The sequence below is a fragment of the Comamonas sp. BIGb0152 genome, from assembly GCF_024809975.1.
Taxonomy (GTDB): domain Bacteria; phylum Pseudomonadota; class Gammaproteobacteria; order Burkholderiales; family Burkholderiaceae_C; genus Comamonas.
Genome location: NZ_JANUDY010000003.1, coordinates 358,566 through 380,074 on the forward strand (window position 1 = coordinate 358,566; position 21,509 = coordinate 380,074).

A 21,509-nucleotide genomic window follows, 5' to 3' on the forward strand; every position below is an offset into this window, starting at 1 on the left:
GACCCGGGCTTGCCCTAGCCTGCGCCGCATGCCCTCTGAGGCGACCCGGACCAAGCCGCCAAAGCAAGGCATTTGTGCCACACTTGGCACTTTGTGCCCGTCACCCATTTCTGAAAGGACTCCATGAGCGTTTACGACAAACTCCAGGCCCTCGGCATCAGCCTGCCGCCACTGGCCGTGCCCGCTGCCGCCTATCTGCCCTATGTGCAAACCGGCAACATGGTGTTTTTGAGCGGCCATATCGCCCGCAAAGATGGCAAGCCCTGGGTGGCGCAGTTTGGCCGCAGCATCAACACCGAAGAAGGCAAGCTCGCAGCCCGCGCCGTAGCCATCGACTTGCTGGGCACCCTGCAGCACGCAGCTGGCGGCGACCTGAACCGGGTCAAGCGCGTGGTCAAGCTGATGAGCCTGGTCAACAGCACCGGCGATTTCACCGAGCAGCACCTGGTCACCAACGGCGCCAGCGAGCTGTTCGCCGAGGTGTTTGGCCCCGAAAAAGGCGCGCATGCCCGCAGCGCCTTTGGCGTCGCCCAGATCCCCATGGGCGCTTGCGTAGAGATCGAGCTGATCGCTGAGCTGGCCTGATCACGCTCCACGCCATACGGCGCCCATGCCCTGCGGGTATGGCGCCACATTGTTTTTGCATGCGACTACGGTCGTACCTGCCTCTAAGATGCCCCTCTTCTACCCAGCAAGGACAAGACCAGCATGTGCGTCTACGACCAACTCAAAGCCCTGAACATTGAACTGCCACCTGTGCGTACGCCCGCTGCAGCCTATGCGCCGTTCGCACAAACCGGCAAGCTGGTCTTCATCAGCGGCCACACGGCCAGCAAGAACGGCCAGCCCTGGACCGGCAAGCTGGGCAAGACCATGGACACCGCCGAGGGCCAGCAGGCGGCACGCTCGGTCGCCATCGACCTGATGGGCACCTTGCAGGCAGCAGTCGGCGGCGATCTGAACAAGGTCAAGCGCATTGTCAAGCTGATGAGCCTGGTCAACAGCACGGAAGACTTCACGGAGCAACACCTGGTTACCAACGGTGCCAGCGAACTGTTGGCACAGGTCTTTGGCGCGGACAAGGGCGCTCATGCCCGCAGCGCCTTTGGTGTGGCCCAGGTTCCGCGTGGTGCCTGTGTGGAGATCGAACTCATTGCTGAAGTGGAATAAATCTGTAGATTAATCAATAGATTTCTCCCCTAAATCCCTACAGAAGCCGCAGCCATGCGGCTTTCTTGTTCGCGCCGTATCATGGCAGTCGTTTACCGAACCACCCTGCCCGATTGATATTAGCCATGCAAGAGCCTCGCCCCGCATCCTCGCCCAACACCACCCGTGGCAACGGCAGCTTCAAGCGCCTGCGCAGCGGCTGGCTGGTGGCAACCGCCTGTTCCCTGGTGGCTTGCGCCTCCACCCCGGACGAGGACAGCCAGCGGCGCTACCAGGCATCGCCCCAGTACTCATCGACCGACAAGCGCTTTCAAAACCCGCCCAACCCGGCGGCCAAGCCCCATGCCGGGGGCTTTCAGATCTGGTCGCGCTTTTTGTTTGGCGACAAGACCGGCACGGTGCCGCAGGACAGCATTCCGGTCAACACCGTCACCCCGGCGCAGCTACAAGCGCTGCCGGCCGATGGCAACCATCTCATCCGCCTGGGCCATTCCTCGCACCTGCTCAAGCTCCAGGGCCAGTACTGGCTGATCGACCCGGTCTTTGGTGAGCGCGTGTCGCCCTTTAGCTTTATCGGGCCCAAGCGCTTCCATCCCACGCCGCTGCCGCTGCAGGACCTGCCACCGATTGCCGGCCTGATCCTGTCGCACGACCATTACGACCACCTGGACGAGCCCACCATCAAGTTCCTGCTGGGCAAGGTCGAGCGCTACTTTGTACCGCTGGCCGTGGGTGCACGCCTGCGTGACATGGGCGTGGAGCCCGAGCGCATTGTGGAGCTGGACTGGTGGCAGCAGGAGCAGCATGCCGGGGTGGAAGTGACCGCTACCCCGAGCCAGCACTTCTCGGGCCGCACGCTCAGCGACCGCAACAGCACGCTGTGGGCCTCCTGGGTGCTGCAAGCCGGTGGCCAGCGCATCTACTACAGCGGCGACACCGGCTACTTCCCCGGCTTCAAGGCCATTGGCGACAAGTTCGGCCCCATGGACATCGCGCTGATGGAAAACGGCGCCTACGACGCCTACTGGCCCTCCGTGCACATGACGCCGGAAGAAACCGTGCAGGCCTTTAGCGATGTGCGCGGCCAGGTGCTCTACAGCGTGCACAACAGCACCTTTGCGCTGGCCATGCATGGCTGGCGCGAGCCGCTGGACCGGCTCGCGGCACTGGCCCAGCAGCAAGGTATCAGCCTGGCCACGCCGGAGATCGGCGAGGTGCTGACCGTGGGCCAAGCGCGCAGCAACAAGCAGTGGTGGGAAGCGCTGCGTTAAGCGCCTGCTGGGAACCCCAAGGCTGCACACCGTGCAGCCGCTGAGCTCAGCGCGTTCACTCCACCTCAATCTGGGCGCGCTGCGCCACATCGCGCATCAGCGGCAGCTCGCGCTCCACGCGGGCCTGCAGCGCACGGCCATTGCCCCATGCGGGGGTCAGGCCAATGCTTTCGAGCTTTTGCTGCATCTGCGGCTGCGCCATCACATCGGCCAAGGCCGCCTCCAGCTTGGCGCGTACTGGCTCGGGCAAGCCTGCGGGCGCCAAAAAGGCGAACCAGGTGCTCATGTCAAAGCCGGGATAGCCGCTTTCCGCCACGGTGGGCACATCGGGCAGCAAGGCCAGGCGCTTGGCCCCCAGCGCGGCGATGGGTTTGATCTTGCCGGCCTGGATCAGCGGCGTCGTCGCGACCACGGTATCCACGGCCAGCTGAACCTGGCCTCCCATCAAGGCCGTCAAACTGGGCGTGCTGCCATTGAAGGGCACATGCAGCATCTGCATGCCGGTGGTGCTTTTGAGCATTTCGCCACCGAAATGCACCGACGATGCCGGCCCAAAAGATCCGTAAGAGAACCGATCGGGCGCCGCCTTGGATTGCGCCACCAAGTCCTGCAACGACGTGGCCTTGACGGCATTGTTGGCCACCAGCACCAGGCCCATGTCAGCCACCAGCCCCAGCATGCTGAAGCTGCGCATGGGGTCATAGGGCAAGGCCTTGCGCACCACCGGGTTCATCGCCAAGGTAGAGCTCGCCCCCAGGAACAAGGTGTAGCCATCGGCTGCGGCCTTGGCCACCTGCCCACCAGCCACCGCCGTGCCGGCACCGGGTCGGTTTTCCACAAAGACGGATTGGCCAAGCTTTTCGCTGAGCTGCGCGGCCAGCAGCCGGCCCAGAATGTCAGTCGCACCGCCAGGCGCAAACGGCACCACCAGTTTGATCGCGCGCTCTGGGTAGCCCTGCGCCAATGCGGGGCGCCAGGCCAGGCCGGCAGCGCCAGCGGCCAGGTAAGTCAAAAAGCGGTGACGGGATATCGGCATGGACATGGGATCTACCTTTTTTGCTGAAGAAACGGGTGCCAGGGAGGAACCAGACAGCGGTTGCAGCAACGCCTGTCTGGATCGGAGCGCAGCCTCAGAAGACGCGCTGATGGAGGGGTCTACCGCGCGCGCTGTTAGCCGAGCAAAGGGCTGCGCACCCTCGCATGGCCGCTGGCCTGGTCATAGGCATGGCCGATTTGCAGCAAGGCCTTGTCAGCCTGCACCGGCCCAATGATTTGCAGGCCCGCAGGCAGGCCATGGGCGCCAAAGCCTGCCGGTACCGACAAGGCGGGCAAGCCGGCCATCGTGGCCCCCACCACGGTCTGCATCCAGCGGTGGTAAGTATCCATGCTGCGGCCGCCCACGGCATGGGGCCAGTCCAGCTCGGCGTCGAATGGGAACACCTGGGCAGCAGGCAGCACGACAAAGTCATAGCGCTCAAACAGGCGGCGCAGCACCTCGTACCAGCTGCTGCGCACCTTGGCGGCGGCATAGATATCCATACCCGACAGCGCGCGGCCCCGCTCCATCTCCCACAGCGCCTCAGGCTTGAGCAGTGCGCGCTTGTGCGGGTCGTCATACAGCGCAGCATTGGCGCCTGCCACGCTGAAGCTGCGCAGGTCGATCCAGGCGCGCCACAGCTGCTCCAGGTCAAAGTCCGGCACGACCTCCTCCACCGTGCAGCCAATGTCGGCAAAGGCACCTAGCGCTGCGCGGCAGGTATCGAGCAGGCCCGGCTCGGTGGGCAGGTGCCCGCCCAGGTCGCCCAGCCAAGCGATCTTGCGGCCCTTGAAGTCGCGCTCCAGCCCCTGGCCCCAGTTCTGCGGTCCGTCGCTGCGGCGCGTGAGCGGCAGGCGGGCATCAAAGCCCGCTTGCACCGACAGCAGCAAGGCCAGATCGGGAATATCGCGCGCCATAGGCCCGGCCACGCTGAACTGCTGGAAGAACACCTCATCGCCCGGCCCATGCGGCACACAGCCCACCGAAGTACGCAGGCCGTAGACATTGTTGAAAGCCGCTGGCGTGCGCAGCGAGCCCATCATGTCCGAGCCATCCGCTACCGGCAGCATGCGCAGGGCGACGGCCACCGCAGCGCCGCCGCTGCTGCCACCGGCCGAGCGGCTGGGGTCAAACGCATTGCCTGTGGTGCCGTAGACCGGGTTGTAGGTATGGCCGCCCAGGCCAAACTCCGGCGAATTGCTGCGCGCCACAAACAGCGCGCCGCCCGCGCGCATGCGCTCAAACACCACCGCATCGCTGCTGCTGACCTGGCCTTGGAAGATGGGTGAGCCCTTGGTGGTGACCATGCCCGCTGCTGGCGAGATATCTTTGGGCGCCTGCGGAAAGCCGTGCAGTGGGCCCCGGCTATGGCCCTTGGCCAACTCGGCATCCAACTGCGCCGCCTGGGCCAGCAGGGGCTCGCGCGGCATGGGCGCGACCAGCGCATTCACCTGTGGGTTGAGCCTGTCGATCTGGGCCCAGAAGGCCTGCAGCACCTCGGTGCAGGACAGCGCGCGCTGCTGGATGGCGGCGGACAGCGCCACGGCACTCATCTCGACGATGCGGTTGTCGGCAGGAACTGGCTGGGATGGCATGGCTTGTATGTCTCTTGGATGTCAGAAAAATCCAGCATAGGCAATGCCGCCCATTTCGACAATCACAATTTTTTGCGGTTATCGTTGCGTTTTTTGCAAAGCAGACTATGACACCTTCGCAGCACCTCCAGGACACCGCCATGCGCTACTTTCTGGAAGTCGTGCGCAGCGGCTCGGTGAGTGAGGCCGCGCTGCGCCTCAATGTCTCGGCCTCGGCCGTCAGCCGACAGATCGCGTCGCTGGAGGAAGCGCTGCAGGTGCCATTGTTCGAGCGCCGCCCACGCGGCATGGTGGCCAGTGCGGCCGGCGAGCTGCTCGCCACCCATGCCAAGCGCCATGCACTGGATGCCGAGCGCGTGGTCGCCGACATCGAGGCGCTGCAAGGCCTGCGCCGGGGCCAGGTGCGGGTCTGCGCATCGGCCGGTTTTGCGTTTGAGTTCCTGCCCCTGGCCATGGCCACGTTTCGCGAGCATCACCCGGGCATGCAGTTCCAGCTGGTATCGGCCTCACCGGCTCACGTCACCCAGGCAGTCAGAAATGGCGACGCCGACATTGGCCTCACCTACAGCCGCGCTGCTGTGCGCGACATTGATGTGCAACACCGCCAGAATTCGCCCGTCATCCTGATCATGCCGCCCAGCCACCCGCTGGCCAGGTTTGCCAGCGTCAGCCTGGCGCAAATGCAGCCCTACCCGCTTGCGCTGCTGGACGATGGCAACACCGCGCGCCAGCTGTTCGACATCGCCAGCGGCCAGCGCGGCCTGGTGTTTGAGCCGGTGCTGGAGAGCGGGCAGTTTGATGCGCTGGTGCGCTTTGTGCTGCATGGCGGTGGGCTCACCTTGGGCGGCGAGGTGACGGTGCGCGAGTATGTGCGCCGGGGCCTGCTGCACACCGCCACCATCCGCGAGCCCGGCATGCATGCGCGCTCCATTGAGCTGCAAACCCTCACCGGCCGCAACCTGCCCCGGGGCGTACGGGCCTTTGTCGAGCATCTGCGCGCCCTGTTGCCAGCTCAGCGATAAAAAAGCCCTGCCCGGATGGCACCGGGCAGGGCTTGGGACAGCTGGGCAGCGAGGCCTATTCGACGCGGAACACGGCGTTGGGCTTGAAGCCCAGGTCGGCGAGCTTGCCCTTTTTGGCGCGCCCGGCCTTGGCGTTGTTCAGGCTGCGGATTTCCAGGGTTTCCTCACGGGCCTTGCCGCCGCGCCCGATGCCTTCAATGCGGATGCTGCGCGTGTAAACGGCCACGCCAGCCAAACGGTCCTTGTCTTCCAGATCAATCAGCTTGAGCCCCTTGCCGCCCTTGGCCATATGGTTGAGCTCGGAGATATCGAAGGTGAGGATACGGCCACCCGCCGAGGCGCAGGCCACATGGCTGGCATCGGCGATCGGCTGGCTGCCACTGCTGCCCGAGATGTGCGAGGGCGGGCACAAGGTATCGCCATCGTCCAGGCTGACAAAGGCCTTGCCACCCTTTTGGCGCGAGACCATGTTCTCCACCAAGGCCGTGAAGCCATAACCCGCGCTGCTGGCCAGCAGCAAGCGGGCGGGCAGCGGGCCAGCAAAGTAGTACTGGATCTGCGTGCCCGCTTCCAGCTCCATCAAGGTGGTCACTGGCTGGCCATCGCCCCGGCCGCCCGGCAGGCTGGCCACCGCGACCGAATACACGCGACCGTTGCTGCCAAAGACCAGCAGCTGGTCGACCGTGCGGCATTCAAAGGTGCCATACAGGCTGTCACCCGATTTGAAGCTGAAGCTGTCGGCCGCATGGCCGTGGCCGGTGCGGGCCCGCACCCAGCCTTTTTCCGACACCACAACGGTAACGGGCTCGTCCACCACCTTGACTTCGGCGACGGCCTTTTTCTCTTCCTGGATCAACGTACGGCGTGCGTCGGCAAACTGCTTGGCATCGGCCTCGATCTCCTTGACCATCAGGCGCTTGAGCGAGGCGGGGTTGGCCAAAATGTCTTCCAGCTTGCCTTGCTCTTCGCGCAGCTCGCTCAGCTCCTGCTCGATCTTGATCGCTTCCAAGCGGGCCAGCTGGCGCAGGCGGATTTCCAGAATATCGTCGGCCTGGCGCTCACTCAGATCAAAGCGCGCCATCAGCGCAGCCTTGGGCTCGTCGCTGGCGCGGATGATGGCAATCACCTCGTCGATATTGAGCAAAATGGTCTGCCGGCCTTCCAGGATATGGATGCGGTCCTTGACCTTGTCCAGCCGGTGCTGCGAGCGGCGGGTGATGGTGATCTGGCGGAACTGGATCCACTCTTCCAACATCAGGCGCAGCGACTTTTGCGTGGGCTTGCCGTCAATGCCGATCATCGTCAGGTTCACTGACGAGGAGCTCTCCAGGCTGGTATGCGCCAGCAGGCAGGTGATCAGCTCGGACTGCGGCGTCTTGCCAGTCTTGGGCTCGAACACCAGGCGCACGGCCGCATCCTTGCTCGATTCATCGCGCACCACATCCAACAAGGACAGCACCGTGGCCTTGAGCTGGCTTTGCTCCTGGGTCAAGGTCTTCTTGCCGGTCTTGATCTTGGGGTTGGTCAGGTCCTCGATCTCTTCAAGCACCTTTTGCGAGGACACGCCGGGCGGCAGCTCGTTGACGACCAGCTGCCATTGGCCGCGGGCCAGCTCTTCAATCGTCCAGCGCGCGCGCACCTTGATGGAGCCTCGGCCCGTGCGGTAGGCGTCGGCAATGTCCTTGCTGCTGCTGATGATCTGGCCGCCACCGGGAAAGTCCGGGCCGGGGATGATCTCCTGCAGGTCAAAGTCGGTCATCGCCGGCTTCTTGATCAGGGCCACACAGGCATCGGCCACCTCGCGCAGGTTGTGGCTGGGGATCTCGGTGGCCAGGCCCACTGCAATGCCGCTGGCGCCATTGAGCAGCGAGAACGGCAGGCGCGCGGGCAGCTGGCTGGGCTCCTGGGTGGAGCCGTCGTAGTTGGGCACAAAATCCACCGTGCCCATGTCGATCTCGTCGAGCAGCAAGCTGGTGATCTTGGACAGGCGTGCCTCGGTGTAGCGCATGGCTGCGGCGCCATCGCCATCGCGGCTGCCAAAGTTGCCCTGGCCGTCGATCAGCGGGTAGCGCTGGGCAAAATCCTGGGCCATGCGCACCAGCGCGTCATAGGCCGACTGGTCGCCATGCGGGTGAAAGCGGCCCAGCACATCGCCCACCACGCGGGCACTTTTGACCGGCTTGGCTGCCGTGCCCCGGTTGGGGCCGCTGTAGCTCAGGCCCATGCGCTCCATCGCAAACAGGATGCGGCGCTGCACCGGCTTCAAGCCATCGCAGACATCGGGCAGCGCCCGGCCCTTGACCACGGACAGCGCATATTCCAGATAAGCGCGTTGCGCGTAATTGCCCAGATCGAGGCTGTCGCCGTCGTCTGGCACCGGGTTGGTCAGCAGATCCGGACCGTTTTCTTCACTCATATTCGTTCAGCTTTCTTCGCTTGTGGCACGGCTGCACGCAGCTGTCTATCGTTGTGTTTGTTCAGCAGCGCTGGCAGCAGGACATTCCATGGCTCCGTCGTTCAGGACGCTGCGCCGAGCCGCAGACTTGGCTGCAGCACGGCAAGGCGAAAGCGACAAAGCCAGGGAGGGTGGTGGCATGGAATCAGATGTCGATGTCTACTTCGTGGCCATGCAACTCCATCAGGTCGCGGCGGGCTGCAGCCTCGCCCTTGCCCATCAGCTGGGTCATCACCTGGCGGGTTTGCAGCACATCGGTTTGGCTCAGGCGTACCGGCAGCAGGCGGCGGGTGTCCGGGTTCAAGGTGGTCTCCCACAGCTGCTCGGCATTCATCTCGCCCAGGCCCTTGAAGCGGCTGATCTGGCATTTATCGCGCGGCACACCATCCTTGGCTGCCTTGTCGAAAATGGCATGCATCTCCGCCTCGTCCAGCGCATAGACCTTGGCGGCGGGCTTTTTGCCCCGCGCAGGAATATCGACGCGGAACAGCGGCGGCCGTGCCACGCAGACATGGCCCTTGTCGATGAGCTGCGGAAAATGCTTGAAGAACAAGGTCAGCAGCAGCACCTGGATGTGTGAGCCGTCCACGTCCGCATCGCTGAGGATGCAGATCTTGCCGTAGCGCAGGCCGCTCAAATCGACCTCGTCATCGGGGCCATGCGGGTCCACGCCGATGGCCACCGAGATATCGTGGATTTCGGTATTGGCAAATAAACGGTCGCGGTCCACTTCCCAGGTGTTGAGTACCTTGCCGCGCAAGGGCAGAATGGCCTGGGTTTCCTTGTCGCGGCCCATCTTGGCGCTGCCGCCGGCCGAATCGCCTTCGACCAGAAACACCTCGTTGTAGGCCAGGTCCTTGCTTTCGCAGTCAGTCAGCTTGCCGGGCAACACGGCCACGCCACTGCCCTTGCGCTTTTCCACCTTCTGGCCAGCACGCTGGCGCGTCTGCGCGGCCTTGATGGCGATCTCGGCAAGCTTTTTGCCGTATTCGACGTTCTGGTTCAGCCACAGCTCCAGCGCCGGCCGCACCATGCCCGAGACCAGGCGCACCGCATCGCGGGAGTTGAGGCGCTCCTTGATCTGGCCCTGGAACTGGGGATCGAGCACCTTGGCCGAGAGCACATAGCTGGCACGCGCGAACACGTCCTCGGGCATCAGCTTGACGCCCTTGGGCAGCAGCGAATGCAGCTCGATAAAGCTCTTGACCGCCTGGAACAGGCCGTCGCGCAGGCCGCTTTCATGCGTGCCGCCTGCCGTGGTGGGGATCAGATTGACATAGCTCTCGCGCACCGGCTGGCCTTCGTCGGTGAAGGCCACGCACCAGGATGCGCCTTCGCCCTCGGCGAAATGGTCATCGTTGCGGCCGGCAAAGCCCTCACCTTCAAACACCGGGATCACCGGATCGATCGGCAAGGTCTGCAGCAGGTAGTCCTTGAGGCCGCCCTTGTACAGCCAGCTCTGGGTTTCGCGGTTCTTGTCCTGTGTCAGCTGCACACTCACACCCGGCATCAGCACGGCCTTGCTGCGCAGCAGGTGGACCAGCTCGCCCATCGGCAAGTGGCTGGATTCAAAATATTTGGCATCGGGCCAGACGCGCACCGTCGTGCCCTGCTTGCGGTCGCCGCTGACCATGGCGCGCACCTGCAGCGGTTCGACCACATCGCCGCCGGCAAAGGCCATGCTGGCGACCGAGCCATCGCGGTGCACGGTTACCTCCATGCGGGTGGACAAGGCATTGGTCACCGAGACCCCCACGCCATGCAAACCACCCGAGAAGCTGTAGGCGCCGCCCTGCCCCTTGTCGAACTTGCCACCCGCGTGCAGGCGGGTGAACACCAGCTCCACCACGGGCGCATGCTCTTCGGGGTGCATGCCAAACGGAATGCCCCGGCCGTCGTCCTCGACACTGATGGAGCCATCGGTGTGCAGGTAGACGCGGATTTTTTTGCCAAAGCCGGCCAGCGCTTCGTCGGCCGCGTTGTCAATCACCTCCTGGATGATGTGCAAAGGATTATCGGTACGGGTGTACATGCCCGGACGCTGCTTGACCGGCTCAAGCCCCTTGAGGACCCGTATCGAGCCCTCTGCGTATTCACTGGTAGACGTGTTTTTGCTTGCCATAACTTTCCATTCTAGCGGCTGCCATTGTAAATAGCTGTATAGATAAACAGGTGGAAGTTGTTGACGATTCGCGACGCTTGGCCGCAAAAGCCTGCAATGGGCTTGGGCGGACCCTGGGCAATATGCGGGCGACAGCCAGTTTCGGGCATTGGAGTAACAATTCCTGAATAACGAGACATCCTTTGACTATGCAAAACAACGCACAACGATTGTCCATGGCCCGCGTGCTGCTGTGCGGCGGCGCGGTAGTGACCCTGTCCATGGGCATCCGCCACGGTTTTGGCCTCTGGCTGCAACCCATCACCCAGGAGATGGGCTGGACACGCGAGTCCTTCGCCTTGGCGCTGGCGGTACAAAACCTCAGCTGGGGCTTGGTTGGCATCTTCACCGGCATGCTGGCTGACCGTTTTGGCGCCAGCAAGGTGCTGGTCTGCGGCGCGCTACTGTACGCGCTCGGCCTGGCCGGCATGGCCTGGGCCCCCAATACCCTGATGTTTGCACTCACCGCCGGGCTCTTAATCGGCATCGCGCAAACGGGCACCACCTATGCGGTGATCTATGGCGTGATCGGGCGCCAACTGCCGGCCGAGAAACGCTCTTGGGCCATGGGCGTGGCCGCTGCGGCAGGCTCCTTTGGCCAGTTCTTCATGGTGCCGGTGGAGGGCCAGCTGATCGCCAGCCTGGGCTGGCAGAACGCCTTGCTGGTCTGCGCCATCCTGGTGCTCACCATCGTTCCCCTGGCGATGGCGCTGCGCGAGCCCAATTTCCACGCGCTCAAGCGCAGTGCGGCGGGCGGCCAGCAGCAAACCATTGCCCAGGCCGTGGCTGAAGCCTTTCGTAGCCCCAGCTTTCTGCTGCTCACCGCAGGCTATTTTGTCTGCGGCTTCCAGGTGATGTTCATTGGCGTGCACATGCCCAGCTACCTCAAGGATTTTGGCCTGCCGCCGCATGTGGCCAGCTACTCGCTGGCGCTGATCGGCCTGTTCAACATCTTTGGCACCTACCTGGCCGGCTCCCTGGGCCAGCGCATGGCCAAGCGCTACCTGCTCTCGGGCATTTATTTCATCCGCGCCATCGCGATTGTGGTGTTCCTGCTGGTTCCGCTGTCGCCCTGGTCGGTCTATGTCTTTGCCGCCGTGATGGGGTTCTTGTGGCTGTCTACCGTGCCGCTGACCAATGGCGCCGTCGCACAAATCTTTGGCGTGCAGCACCTGTCCATGCTCAGTGGCTTTGTGTTCTTCAGCCACCAGATCGGCAGCTTCCTGGGCATCTGGCTGGGCGGCTACCTGTATGACCACACCGGCAGCTATGATGTCGTCTGGTATGTGGCCATTGGCCTGGGCGTGTTCGCCGGCCTGGTCAATCTGCCAGTGAAGGAAGAACCCGTGCAACGCCTGCCACTGACCGCTTAAAGACCATACCTTGATGCCACACCCTGCTCCCCAGCCACCCAGCCCCGTGCGCCTGCGCGGTTGGCAGCGCGCAGCCCTGTGGCTGCTGGGGTTGGGCCTGCTGGGCCTGGTGTTCATGCTCTATACCCAGCCCGCCTTTATGGTCCAGATGGCGGACCATGTCTGGGGCTGCTTCTGATCCTGGCTTGCTGCCGCTCGGTGCTGGCAGGCCTTCTTCTTTTCCATGTCTTCTAGCCCCGCCCCTTCTGCCTGGATTACCCGCTTTTCCCCGCTGATCCCTGCAGGCGCGCAGGTGCTGGACCTGGCCTGTGGCCAGGGCCGGCATGCCCGTTACCTCCAAGCCCAAGGCCAGCATGTGACAGGCGTGGACCGCGATGGCGCCGCACTGCAAGCTTTGCAGGCAGACACCGCAGGTGAATGGCTGCTGGCCGACATCGAGAACGGGCCCTGGCCGCTGGACGGCCGGGTGTTTGATGCGGTGGTGGTCACGAACTACCTCTGGCGCCCGCTGTGGCCGCGCATTCTGGGCAGCGTGGCCCCCGGTGGCCTGCTGCTGTACGAGACCTTTGCCCAGGGCAACGAGGTCTATGGCAAGCCTTCCCGGCCTGACTTTTTGCTGCGGCCGGGCGAGCTGCTGCAGGTCTGTGCGGGCTGGTCGGTGATCGCCTACGAAGAAGGTGGGCTCCAGGCGCCGGATCGGGTGGTGCAGCGCATTGCAGTGCGCCGCCCGTTGCCCGGCGATGCCAGGCCTTCGGCGCTGATGCCCTGAGATGGGTACAGCGCATCCAGCGCCTCCACTTTGCATAAATTTGCGGCCTGGCCCGGCATCTGAACCCGCGCAAACCCAATGGGCATGAGGCTTTCGCTTTGTCACACCTGCTTAAAAGCCAACCCAACTTCCTCCACATTTGGCTTTTATAGTTCAGTCATGGGCTCTGCGGAGAGGCGTAAACACACTCCAGTTTCTCTGTTTCATCCGCTTGTTTCTGTCACACACCAGATCGCGGCCTGGCCGCAGAGCCTCTTTTTACACAAGGAATGCCATGAGAACTCAAACACTTCGCCACCGTCTGCTGTGCAGCACCGCCGTGACTGCAGCCCTCTGGATGGCCACCGCCCAAGCCTATGCCGCCAGCCCCGCCCAGCCCGCGCCCGACAAGCAAGCCATTGAGGCCTGCCAAGGCAAAAAGGCTGGGGATGCGGTGCAACTGAAGCTGGACAACGGCAAAACCGCCAAGGCAACCTGCCGCCTGGTGGGCAAGCAGCTGGTCGCCAAGCGCGGCGCTTCCATCGGACCCTGAACAACCCTGGCCCCGCCACGATCAAGCAACACTTTTACACACCCACGCACTGTGTAAGAGAATAGCCGGGCAGGCATTGCGTCTGCCCGTTTTGCCGTTTCCGCCCCAACCCAGCCCCCGCCCTCTGTGACCCCATCCCGCCCTCCGCTGTTTCGCTTCACCCGCTTGCAAACCCGGGTGCTGCTGGCCATGGTGCTGCTGCTGCTGGGCTTGCTGCTGGGCTTTTCCGGCTTTTCCTACTGGAGCCTGCAGCGCGGCCTGGGGGGCTATGTGGCGCAGATCGAGCTGGGGCGGCTGGAATACCTGGAGAGCCAGCTGCGCCGTGAATATGCCAAAGACCCGCAGTGGAGCACACTGACCCCCGAGCGCTGGAATGCCCTGACCCGCTTTGGCAGCCAGGCGGCCGTGCCCGTCTCCCCGCCGGCAGAGGCAGAAGCGCCGCGCCGTGCCACCTTGGGCCCTGCACTGACCCAGCAGTTGCGCCCCATCGAGCGCCACCCTTTGCACCAGCGCCTAGGCCTGCTCGACAGCAAGGGGCGGCTGCTAGCCGGCGTACCACCCGTGCCAGGCAGCGCCCACAACCCCTTGTTCGACAGCCAACACCAGATGATTGGCACCCTGACCCTCAACCAGCCCGAGGACCTGAAAAACCAGATCGATAACGCCTTTTTGAAGGAGCACCTGGTGTTCCTGGGCGCGACCAGCCTGCTGGGGCTGTTGCTGGCCGCCGCCCTGTCCTGGTGGCTGAGCCGGCGCTGGATTCGCCCCATCGAGGCGCTCAGCCAAGGCGCCAAGGCCTTCGCCAGCGGGCAGCTCGATTACCGCATTGCGATTGCCGGCCATGACGAGCTGGGACAACTGGCCGATCGCTACAACCACATGGCCGGGCAGCTCGCGCAGGCCCAAGCCCAGCAACATGAATGGCTGACTCAGGTGGCCCATGAGCTGCGCACGCCTTTGGCAGCGGTGCGGGCCGAGATTGAAGCCGTGCAAGATGGCATCCGCAGCTTTGACGCGCAGACCGCTGCGCGCCTGCACCGCCAGATTCTGCGCCTGACCCAGCTGGTCGGCGACATGCGCGCCACCATCCCCACGGCCCTGGTGGTGCATGCGCCAGAAGCAGCACCCGCGCTGCAGCTGACCGCCCACCTGCCAGCGGCCGCCCGCGCGCTGGACATGCGGGCCCTGACCATCGAGGCCGTCGAAGCCGTGCAGATCCGCTTCAGCCAGGCCGGCATGGGTCTGCCCACGGCGCAAGAGCTGCACACCGCGCTGCCGCCCGCCTGGGTGCAGGGCAATGCCCAGCAGCTGCACCAGGTGCTGAGCAATATTCTGGAAAACAGCCTGCGCTACACCGATGCGCCAGGCCGGCTCACCATCAGCGCCAGCCTGCATGGGCAGGCGGCACAAGCCGGCCAGCGCTGGCTGGAGCTGCATCTTGACGACAGCGCCCCCTCCGTGCCCCCTGCGGAGCTGCCCCGTATTTTTGAACGTTTCTACCGCGTAGAGACCTCGCGCAGCCGCGCCAGCGGCGGCTCCGGCCTGGGGCTTGCCATTTGCAAAAGCATTGTGCAAGCCCATGGCGGACAATTGCAGGCCTCCATCTCGTCCTTGGGCGGGCTGCGCATCACCTTGATACTGCCCTTGATAGACCCTGTTGCATGAACACCGCCAAACCCCGCATTCTCTATGCCGAAGACGAGGCCGATATCGCCTCGGTCGTGATCGATTACCTGCACCACGCCGGCTTTGAGGTCGAGCATTTCGCCGATGGCAGCCAAGCCATGGCGGCGCTGCGCAACCGCCCGCCGCAACTGGCCATTCTGGACCTGATGCTGCCCGGCACCGATGGCCTGAGCATTCTGCGCGAATGCCGCGCCCGCCAGCTCTGCCCCGTTATCTGCCTGACCGCCAAGGTCGAGGAAGTGGACCGCCTGGTAGGCCTGGAGATGGGTGCCGACGACTACATCTGCAAGCCCTTCTCGCCGCGCGAGCTGATTGCCCGCGTCAAGGTGATCTTGCGCCGCCACGCCCAGCCGGCCGCTGGCACCGCGGATCACCCTGCACTCAGCGACTGGCATGTGGACGAGACCACCAGCCAGGCGAGCTGGCGCGGCCAGGACCTGGGCCTGACGCGGCGCGAGTTTGCGCTGCTGCACATCCTGCAGCGCCACCCCGGCAAGATCTACCCCCGCAGCCAGCTGCTGGACCTGGCCTATGCCGATGCACTGGAGGTGAGCGACCGCGCCATCGACAGCCATATCAAGAACCTGCGCAAGAAACTGCGCATCGTGATGGGCGAGGATGCAGACTGCATACGCTCGATCTATGGCGTCGGCTTTGCGTTTGAAGGCTGAGAGGGAGGCGCTCAATCCCGCGTGCTGGGGCTCCAGAAAGCCTGGCGGATGCCCGGCTTGACCGCCAGCTGCTGCACCAGCGCATCGAGCTCATCCCCCTCCACCGATTGGGCAGCCAGGGTTGCCTCAATCACGACCTCCGCCTCGCCAAAGGGCTGGATGTCGATGTCACCCGGCGGATAGCCGCCGCGCTCCAGCACATCCTGCAGCATGGCCAGCGCCAAGCGCTGGTGCAGGCGCTCGGCCACCACAAACACGGCATTGGTCATCTCGGTGGAGGCCACATCCAGCGGCTTGCGGTTGATGGCGTTGACCAGCGGACGCAGCAAGGTATTGGCCGCCAGCACCAGCACGGTGCCCATGACAGCCTGCACGATCAAATCGGCACCCGCAGCAGCGCCCACCGCCGCTGAGCCCCAAAGGGTCGCGGCCGTGTTCAGACCGCGCACATTGCCCTCTTCGCGCATGATGACCCCAGCGCCCAGAAAGCCGATGCCCGAGACCACATAGGCCATCACCCGCACCGCGCCATCCGGCCCGGCAATGGTGTTGGCACTGTCGACAAAGATGGCGGCCCCGACGGCCACCAGCACATTGGTGCGCAGCCCCGCCGTGCGCTGGCGGTATTGCCGCTCCAGGCCGATCACCGCCCCCAGGACAAAGGCTGTCACCAGGCTGATGGCCGTGTTGATCAGCGAGTTCAGCTGTGTGTAGTTCAGCGCTTCGAGCATGGCGCCCTCCTCTGCATTTGCGTGTTGATGGCGGTGCTGGTTATTGCCAGCCGTAGCGACGGATGTACCACTTTTTCATGACCTGCGTAAGACCCATATAGGCCAGCAACACCGCCACCAGGAACACCAAGTACAGCCCTGGCAAAGGCTCCAGCTTGAAATAAGGCGCCAGCACCCCCATGGGCAGGTAAATGCCCACGGCCACCACTACCAAGGTCATCAGGCTCACTGGCCAGGCGGCCCGGCTTTGGATAAATGGAATTCGCATGGTGCGGATCATGTGCACGATCAGCGACTGGGTGAGCAGCCCCACCACAAACCAGCCGGACTGGAACAGCGCCTGGCGCTCGGGCGTGTTGGCGCCAAAGACCTTCCACATCACCACAAAGGTGGTGATGTCGAAAATCGAGCTGATGGGGCCGAAGAACACCATGAAGCGGCCCACATCGGCGGGGTTCCAGCGCTGGGGCTGGGTCAGCAGTTCGGGGTCCACATGGTCAAACGGAATCGCCGACTGCGAGAAGTCATACACCAGGTTCTGCACCAGCAGTTGCATCGGCAGCATGGGCAGAAAGGGGATGAAGGCGCTGGCGATCAGCACGGAAAACACATTGCCGAAGTTCGAGCTCGCCGTCATCTTGATGTACTTGAGCATGTTGGCAAAGGTGCGCCGCCCTTCTTGCACGCCCTGGTCAAGCACCATCAGGCTTTTGTCCAGCAAGATGATGTCGGCCGCTTCCTTGGCCACATCCACCGCCGTATCCACCGAGATACCGATATCGGCACTGCGCAAGGCCGCTGCATCGTTGATGCCATCGCCCATGAAGCCCACCACATGGCCGTTGGCCTGGAGCATGCGCACAATGCGCTCCTTGTGGGCGGGGCTCAGCTTGGCAAAGATATTGCCTTCCTCGACCACCTGGGCCAGGCGCTGGTCATCCATCTGCTCGATCTCGCCGCCCAGCACGATGTGCTGCTCGGTGATGCCCACTTGCGCGCAGACCTTGGCGGTCACTGCAGCGTTGTCGCCGGTCAGCACCTTGGTCTGCACGCCATGGCGCGCCAGCGCCTGCAGGGCCGGTTCAGCGCTGCTTTTGGGCGGATCCATGAAAGCCAGAAAACCGCACAAGCTCATGCCCGCCTCGTCGGCAACACCGTAGGCATTCTGGCCCGCTGGCGTGTCGCGGATGGCAACGGCCACCACCCGCAGGCCCTCTGCATTGAGCGCCTCAGCCCTGGCCACGATGCGCGCACGCAGGCCCGCATCCAGCGCCAACACGCCAGCAGCGGCCTGCACCGACACACACACCTGCATGATCTCTTCGACCGCACCTTTGGTGATGACCCTGTCGGTCGCTTGGCCGTCGCTGACCACCACCGACATGCGCCGGCGCACAAAATCAAAGGGCACCTCGTCGACCTTGGCATAGGCCGCCACCAGCTGGGCACGCTCGGCATGCGCGAGCACGGCCACATCCAGCAGGCTCTTCAAACCCGTCTGGTAATAGCTGTTCAGGTAGGCCATGTCCAGCACATGCTCAGAGGCATCACCCCAGGCGTCCAGATGGCGCTCCACCAGGATGCGGTCTTCGGTCAAGGTGCCCGTCTTGTCGGTGCACAGCACATCCATGGCGCCAAAGTTCTGGATCGCATCCAGGTGCTTGACGATCACCTGCTTGCGCGACAGAAACACCGCGCCCTTGGCCAAGGTAGCGGTCACAATCATCGGCAGCATCTCGGGGGTCAGCCCAACGGCCACGGACAGCGCAAACAGCAAAGCCTCGCTCCAGTCGCCCTTGGTCCAGCCATTGATCACCAGCACCAGCGGCACCATCACCAGCATGAAACGGATGAGCACCCAGCTGACCTTGTTGACACCCTGCTGAAACGCGGTGGGTCCCCGGTCCGTGGCCGAGACCTTGCCGGCCAAGGCGCCCAGGTAGCTGTGCTTGCCAGTGGCCAGTACCACGGCCAGACCGGCACCGGAGACCACATTCGTCCCCATGAACACCAGGTTGGGCAGCTCAATGGGGTTGTGCAGCTCCTCGCCTTGGAGCTGGGCAAACTTCTCGACCGGCATCGATTCACCGGTCATTGCCGACTGGGCCAAAAACAGGTCCTTGGCCGTCAGCAAACGGCAGTCGGCGGGCACCATGTCGCCCGCGGCCAGTTGGATGACGTCGCCCGGCACCAGCTCGCGCACCGGCAGCTCTTGCAGGGCCTGCAGCGCAGACAGGCGCGAGGGCTGCAGCCCGCCTGCATCGCCCCCGGCTGCGGCAGGGCTTGCACGGCGCAAGACGGATGCCGTATTGGAGACCATTGCCTGCAGGCCTGCAGCCGCCTGGTTGGCGCGCCGCTCTTGCCAAAAGCGCAGCAGCGTGGCCAGCGCCACCATGCTGCCAATCACCACCGTGGCTTTGGCGTCTCCGGTCATCCAGGAGACGACCGCCAGCACCGTCAGCAACAGGTTGAAGGGCGTGCGAAAGCACAGCCACAGGTGCTCGATGCCCGCCAGCGGCTTGTCCTGGGTCACCGCGTTCCAGCCCGCCTGTGCGCGGGCTGCCAGCACTTGCGCCTGGTCCAGCCCTTGGCGGCTGGTCTTCAGGCGCTGCAGCAGCGCTTGCTCTGGGGCGCTGGCGGCCTCGCGCAGCCGCTCGCCCATGGCTTTGGAAATGCCCGTATCGGCAGGGGCCTTGGCCAGCTGCTCCAGCATGGGCAGGCGACGAAAATGCACGCCCCAATGGCGCGAGCGCAGAAAGTTGACGAATCCATTCTTCAGCAGGTTCAACATGAACAATCTCCCGGCCACGGGCACGGCCCAGCCGCGCCCCATGGCGTCTTCAATCAAGACAGGCGTGCAGGCCCGCGCCGCAGTGATGCGGCCATTGCCTGACACATCGGACAGAAGAAAGCTCAGCGACTGAAGGGGTCCAACGCAGCCGATGCCGAGCAGGACTGCACTGCAGCTTTTACGATGGGCGCGCGGCGGCGCAGCATCGGCGCTAGCCGCTGCGGCATGCGGCAGGGCAAGCCCAGGCCGCAGCAGGGCGTGACAGCCCACGGCACGGCCTTGCGTCGCGCTGCACGCAAGGGGGCCAGCGATGGCATACGCAATGGCATGAAAGACTCCCATACCCGGCTGGCCAGCGCGCAAAAAAGGCGCTCGCCGCATGGCAAGACTGGAAGAAGAAATGGGATGCTGGGGCTGCGCAGCGTCTGAACGACAGAAACTACAGCAACTAACAGCTGCCCGCCTGGTTTGGCAAGGCAGCACGCAAAGCTGAGGCGTTTGCGATTACCTTGCCTGTGGTCGGTTGGCCGATGGCCAACAACTCGGTAAGTCCACAGGGATACTCCTGATAAAAAAGCTGGCCGGATTGTAGATCAACGACCTCAAAACTGCCAGTGGTTTAGAAAGAACATGCCAGGCTTTACGCCAACTTTTCAGTCGCTCAGTCCAGCCCCATTTTGCGCTGCTGCACCAGTTGCTGAATCTGCACACGCGTATCGCTGATCAGGGCCGCAAACTGCTGCGGGCTGCCGCCCATGGCCACCACCCCTAACCGGGCCAGGCGCTCTTGCACTGCGGGCTGGCGCATGGCCTCGCGCGCTGCGTGGTTGAGGGCATCGACCACCGCCTGGGGTGTGCCCGCAGGCGCCACCAGGCCAAACCAGGTGATGGCCAGGCGGTTGAGCGCCGGGTAGCCTGCCTCGGCCAAGGTAGGCACGCCCGGCAGCGCCGGCAGCCGCTGCGTTGCGGCAACGGCAAAAGGCAGCAGCCGGCCCGATTGCACCAGGCTGCTGGACGAGGGGTACTGGTCGCTCAGCACCTGGGTTTCGCCAGACAGCGCGCTGTTGACCACCGGGCCCTGGCCTTGGTAGGGAATGTGGCGCAGGCGCACGCCCAGGTTTTCGTTCAGGGCTTCGGCAATCAGATGCCCAATGGAGCCCACGCCTGCCGAACCCATCGTGTAGTGGTCCGGCTTGGCGCGCAAGGTGGTGATGAGGCCCTGCAAATCGGTCACGCCCAGGCTGGGATGGGTAGAAAACACCGAGGGTATCTGCGCCAGCGCGATGACCGGCACCAGCGCCGGCAGCGGATCACGGCGCAGGGCCTTGAGCATCACCGGGTTGACCGCCAAGGTGCTGATGGTGCCCACACCGATCGTATAGCCATCGGGCTGCGCCCGCGCCACGGCCTCGGCCCCAATCAGGCCGGCAGCACCTGCGCGGTTCTCGACCACCACCGGCTGGCCCAAGGGGCCCCGCATCGCATCGGCGATCACGCGGGCCACGATATCGGTAGAGCCGCCGGGCGCAAAAGGCACCAGCAGCTTGATGGGCTGGCTCGGGTAGGCGCGCCGCTCTTGGGCATGGCTTAGCTGCCCCGCGCCCAAGCAGGCCAGAACGGTCAGCAGCGCGCCACCGCCCAGAAGCTGGCGCAGGGAGGGGTTGCGGGGCATCATGGCGGGCGTTTTCTAAAAAGAAGGAGGGAGGCTGGAATTATCCTCCTGCCGCTCAGCAGGCGTCTGCTAAGCCGCGCAGCTGGCCTGCAGCTGGGGCACCTCGTCCTGCAGACCTTGGCTGTGGGCATAGCCCAGACCCCAGTCACGCATCGCGATCAGCACCGGCTCCAGACTGCGGCCCAGGTCGGTCAGCGCATAGTCCACGCGCGGAGGCACCTCGGCATAGACGGTGCGCGCCACGATGCCTGCCTCTTCAAGCTCGCGCAGCTGCAAGGTCAGCATGCGCTGGGTGATGTTGGGGATGGCGCGCGCCAGCGCGCTAAAGCGCTTGGTGCCATGCAGCAGATGAAAAAGCACAATCGGCTTCCAGGTGCCGCCCATCACGGACAAGGTCACCTCCACTGCGCAACCGCTTTTGCTGTTCAACCGTTTCATGCACCCCTCCTTTGGCCAGACGACGACGCGCTGATCCTAGCCGCAAGCCAATGCCCATGCATGACTTACATTTTTAATACTAGGCCACAAATATGTCGGTTCTGGCTTTCTGGGGCAATGGCTTGCATGATGGCCT

The 21,509-nt window shown here is 64.1% G+C and carries 18 protein-coding genes; 10 read left to right on the top strand and 8 right to left on the bottom strand.

The genetic code is table 11. The features are described from left to right. Positions 1–123: 123 nt before the first annotated feature. The 3 genes from M2375_RS08565 to M2375_RS08575 all read left to right on the top strand — a co-directional run bounded on the left by M2375_RS08565 (position 124) and on the right by M2375_RS08575 (position 2,441). Entirely contained in the window at positions 124–585 is a 462-nt protein-coding gene (locus M2375_RS08565; protein WP_259165186.1) for a RidA family protein, read from the top strand. Positions 586–708: 123 nt separating this feature from the next. After that, a complete protein-coding gene (locus M2375_RS08570; protein ID WP_259165187.1) occupies positions 709–1,170 on the top strand; it encodes a RidA family protein in 462 nt (153 codons plus the stop codon). A gap of 125 nt (positions 1,171–1,295) precedes the next feature. Further along, positions 1,296–2,441 (top strand): MBL fold metallo-hydrolase, encoded by a 1,146-nt coding sequence (locus tag M2375_RS08575; protein ID WP_259165188.1) that lies wholly within the window; start codon positions 1,296–1,298, stop codon positions 2,439–2,441. A 55-nt stretch (positions 2,442–2,496) separates the two neighbouring features. On the opposite strand, the gene M2375_RS08580 is transcribed toward M2375_RS08575, so the two are convergent. Then, on the bottom strand, positions 2,497–3,477 hold the full coding sequence (locus M2375_RS08580; protein WP_259165189.1) for a tripartite tricarboxylate transporter substrate binding protein: 981 nt from the start codon (positions 3,475–3,477) through the stop codon (positions 2,497–2,499). 134 nt (positions 3,478–3,611) lie between these two features. Continuing rightward, on the bottom strand, positions 3,612–5,072 hold the full coding sequence (locus M2375_RS08585) for an amidase (RefSeq protein WP_259165190.1): 1,461 nt from the start codon (positions 5,070–5,072) through the stop codon (positions 3,612–3,614). A gap of 140 nt (positions 5,073–5,212) precedes the next feature. Here M2375_RS08585 and M2375_RS08590 point away from each other — a divergent pair, with 140 nt between their 5' ends. Further along, complete coding sequence (locus tag M2375_RS08590) at positions 5,213–6,094, top strand: LysR family transcriptional regulator (protein WP_259165191.1); 882 nt, start codon at positions 5,213–5,215, stop codon at positions 6,092–6,094. A gap of 55 nt (positions 6,095–6,149) precedes the next feature. Here the strand turns inward: M2375_RS08590 and parC are convergent, their stop codons facing one another. Together parC and M2375_RS08600 are read right to left on the bottom strand one after the other, a co-directional pair. Then, on the bottom strand, positions 6,150–8,510 hold the full coding sequence (parC, locus tag M2375_RS08595) for a DNA topoisomerase IV subunit A (RefSeq protein ID WP_259165192.1): 2,361 nt from the start codon (positions 8,508–8,510) through the stop codon (positions 6,150–6,152). Positions 8,511–8,694: 184 nt separating this feature from the next. Then, the gene (locus tag M2375_RS08600; RefSeq protein ID WP_259165194.1) at positions 8,695–10,671 is read right to left on the bottom strand and encodes a DNA topoisomerase IV subunit B; all 1,977 of its coding nucleotides are present in this window, start codon (positions 10,669–10,671) and stop codon (positions 8,695–8,697) included. Positions 10,672–10,859: 188 nt separating this feature from the next. On the opposite strand from M2375_RS08600, the gene M2375_RS08605 reads away from it, so the two are divergent. The 6 genes from M2375_RS08605 to M2375_RS08630 all read left to right on the top strand — a co-directional run bounded on the left by M2375_RS08605 (position 10,860) and on the right by M2375_RS08630 (position 15,741). Continuing rightward, a complete protein-coding gene (locus tag M2375_RS08605; protein WP_259165195.1) occupies positions 10,860–12,083 on the top strand; it encodes an MFS transporter in 1,224 nt (407 codons plus the stop codon). A 13-nt stretch (positions 12,084–12,096) separates the two neighbouring features. Beyond that, positions 12,097–12,261: a hypothetical protein gene (locus M2375_RS08610; protein WP_259165196.1), complete on the top strand. Its 165-nt coding sequence runs from the start codon at positions 12,097–12,099 to the stop codon at positions 12,259–12,261. Between the two features lie 45 nt (positions 12,262–12,306). Further along, positions 12,307–12,852, top strand: a complete 546-nt coding sequence (locus tag M2375_RS08615; protein WP_259165197.1) for a bifunctional 2-polyprenyl-6-hydroxyphenol methylase/3-demethylubiquinol 3-O-methyltransferase UbiG — start codon at positions 12,307–12,309, stop codon at positions 12,850–12,852. 274 nt (positions 12,853–13,126) lie between these two features. Continuing rightward, positions 13,127–13,384 (top strand): hypothetical protein, encoded by a 258-nt coding sequence (locus M2375_RS08620; RefSeq protein ID WP_259165198.1) that lies wholly within the window; start codon positions 13,127–13,129, stop codon positions 13,382–13,384. 126 nt (positions 13,385–13,510) lie between these two features. Further along, the gene (locus M2375_RS08625) at positions 13,511–15,049 is read left to right on the top strand and encodes an ATP-binding protein (protein WP_310473166.1); all 1,539 of its coding nucleotides are present in this window, start codon (positions 13,511–13,513) and stop codon (positions 15,047–15,049) included. Continuing rightward, a complete protein-coding gene (locus tag M2375_RS08630; RefSeq protein WP_259165199.1) occupies positions 15,046–15,741 on the top strand; it encodes a response regulator in 696 nt (231 codons plus the stop codon). The genes M2375_RS08625 and M2375_RS08630 overlap by 4 nt, the downstream gene beginning before the upstream one ends. Positions 15,742–15,752: 11 nt before the next feature. Here M2375_RS08630 and M2375_RS08635 read toward each other — a convergent pair whose 3' ends face one another. The 4 genes from M2375_RS08635 to M2375_RS08650 all read right to left on the bottom strand — a co-directional run bounded on the left by M2375_RS08635 (position 15,753) and on the right by M2375_RS08650 (position 21,373). After that, entirely contained in the window at positions 15,753–16,472 is a 720-nt protein-coding gene (locus M2375_RS08635; protein ID WP_259165201.1) for an MgtC/SapB family protein, read from the bottom strand. Positions 16,473–16,512: 40 nt separating this feature from the next. Continuing rightward, positions 16,513–19,263: a magnesium-translocating P-type ATPase gene (gene mgtA, locus M2375_RS08640; RefSeq protein ID WP_259165202.1), complete on the bottom strand. Its 2,751-nt coding sequence runs from the start codon at positions 19,261–19,263 to the stop codon at positions 16,513–16,515. Between the two features lie 661 nt (positions 19,264–19,924). Next, positions 19,925–20,938 carry a tripartite tricarboxylate transporter substrate binding protein gene (locus tag M2375_RS08645; protein ID WP_259165203.1) on the bottom strand — a complete coding sequence of 338 codons (1,014 nt, stop codon included), beginning with the start codon at positions 20,936–20,938 and terminating at the stop codon, positions 19,925–19,927. Positions 20,939–21,004: 66 nt separating this feature from the next. After that, positions 21,005–21,373 (bottom strand): helix-turn-helix domain-containing protein, encoded by a 369-nt coding sequence (locus M2375_RS08650; protein WP_259165204.1) that lies wholly within the window; start codon positions 21,371–21,373, stop codon positions 21,005–21,007. Between the last annotated feature and the right edge of the window lie 136 nt (positions 21,374–21,509).

What these genes read in the sequence shown, in the direction of transcription:
- M2375_RS08565 (WP_259165186.1), top strand. Translation starts at nt 124, where the DNA reads ATGAGCGTTTACGACAAACTCCAGGCCCTCGGCATCAGCCTGCCGCCA.
- M2375_RS08600 (WP_259165194.1), bottom strand. Translation starts at nt 10,671, where the DNA reads ATGGCAAGCAAAAACACGTCTACCAGTGAATACGCAGAGGGCTCGATA.
- parC (WP_259165192.1), bottom strand. Translation starts at nt 8,510, where the DNA reads ATGAGTGAAGAAAACGGTCCGGATCTGCTGACCAACCCGGTGCCAGAC.
- M2375_RS08570 (WP_259165187.1), top strand. Translation starts at nt 709, where the DNA reads ATGTGCGTCTACGACCAACTCAAAGCCCTGAACATTGAACTGCCACCT.
- M2375_RS08650 (WP_259165204.1), bottom strand. Translation starts at nt 21,373, where the DNA reads ATGAAACGGTTGAACAGCAAAAGCGGTTGCGCAGTGGAGGTGACCTTG.
- mgtA (WP_259165202.1), bottom strand. Translation starts at nt 19,263, where the DNA reads ATGTTGAACCTGCTGAAGAATGGATTCGTCAACTTTCTGCGCTCGCGC.
- M2375_RS08590 (WP_259165191.1), top strand. Translation starts at nt 5,213, where the DNA reads ATGCGCTACTTTCTGGAAGTCGTGCGCAGCGGCTCGGTGAGTGAGGCC.
- M2375_RS08610 (WP_259165196.1), top strand. Translation starts at nt 12,097, where the DNA reads ATGCCACACCCTGCTCCCCAGCCACCCAGCCCCGTGCGCCTGCGCGGT.
- M2375_RS08635 (WP_259165201.1), bottom strand. Translation starts at nt 16,472, where the DNA reads ATGCTCGAAGCGCTGAACTACACACAGCTGAACTCGCTGATCAACACG.
- M2375_RS08645 (WP_259165203.1), bottom strand. Translation starts at nt 20,938, where the DNA reads ATGATGCCCCGCAACCCCTCCCTGCGCCAGCTTCTGGGCGGTGGCGCG.
- M2375_RS08575 (WP_259165188.1), top strand. Translation starts at nt 1,296, where the DNA reads ATGCAAGAGCCTCGCCCCGCATCCTCGCCCAACACCACCCGTGGCAAC.
- M2375_RS08615 (WP_259165197.1), top strand. Translation starts at nt 12,307, where the DNA reads ATGTCTTCTAGCCCCGCCCCTTCTGCCTGGATTACCCGCTTTTCCCCG.
- M2375_RS08585 (WP_259165190.1), bottom strand. Translation starts at nt 5,072, where the DNA reads ATGCCATCCCAGCCAGTTCCTGCCGACAACCGCATCGTCGAGATGAGT.
- M2375_RS08580 (WP_259165189.1), bottom strand. Translation starts at nt 3,477, where the DNA reads ATGCCGATATCCCGTCACCGCTTTTTGACTTACCTGGCCGCTGGCGCT.
- M2375_RS08605 (WP_259165195.1), top strand. Translation starts at nt 10,860, where the DNA reads ATGCAAAACAACGCACAACGATTGTCCATGGCCCGCGTGCTGCTGTGC.
- M2375_RS08630 (WP_259165199.1), top strand. Translation starts at nt 15,046, where the DNA reads ATGAACACCGCCAAACCCCGCATTCTCTATGCCGAAGACGAGGCCGAT.
- M2375_RS08620 (WP_259165198.1), top strand. Translation starts at nt 13,127, where the DNA reads ATGAGAACTCAAACACTTCGCCACCGTCTGCTGTGCAGCACCGCCGTG.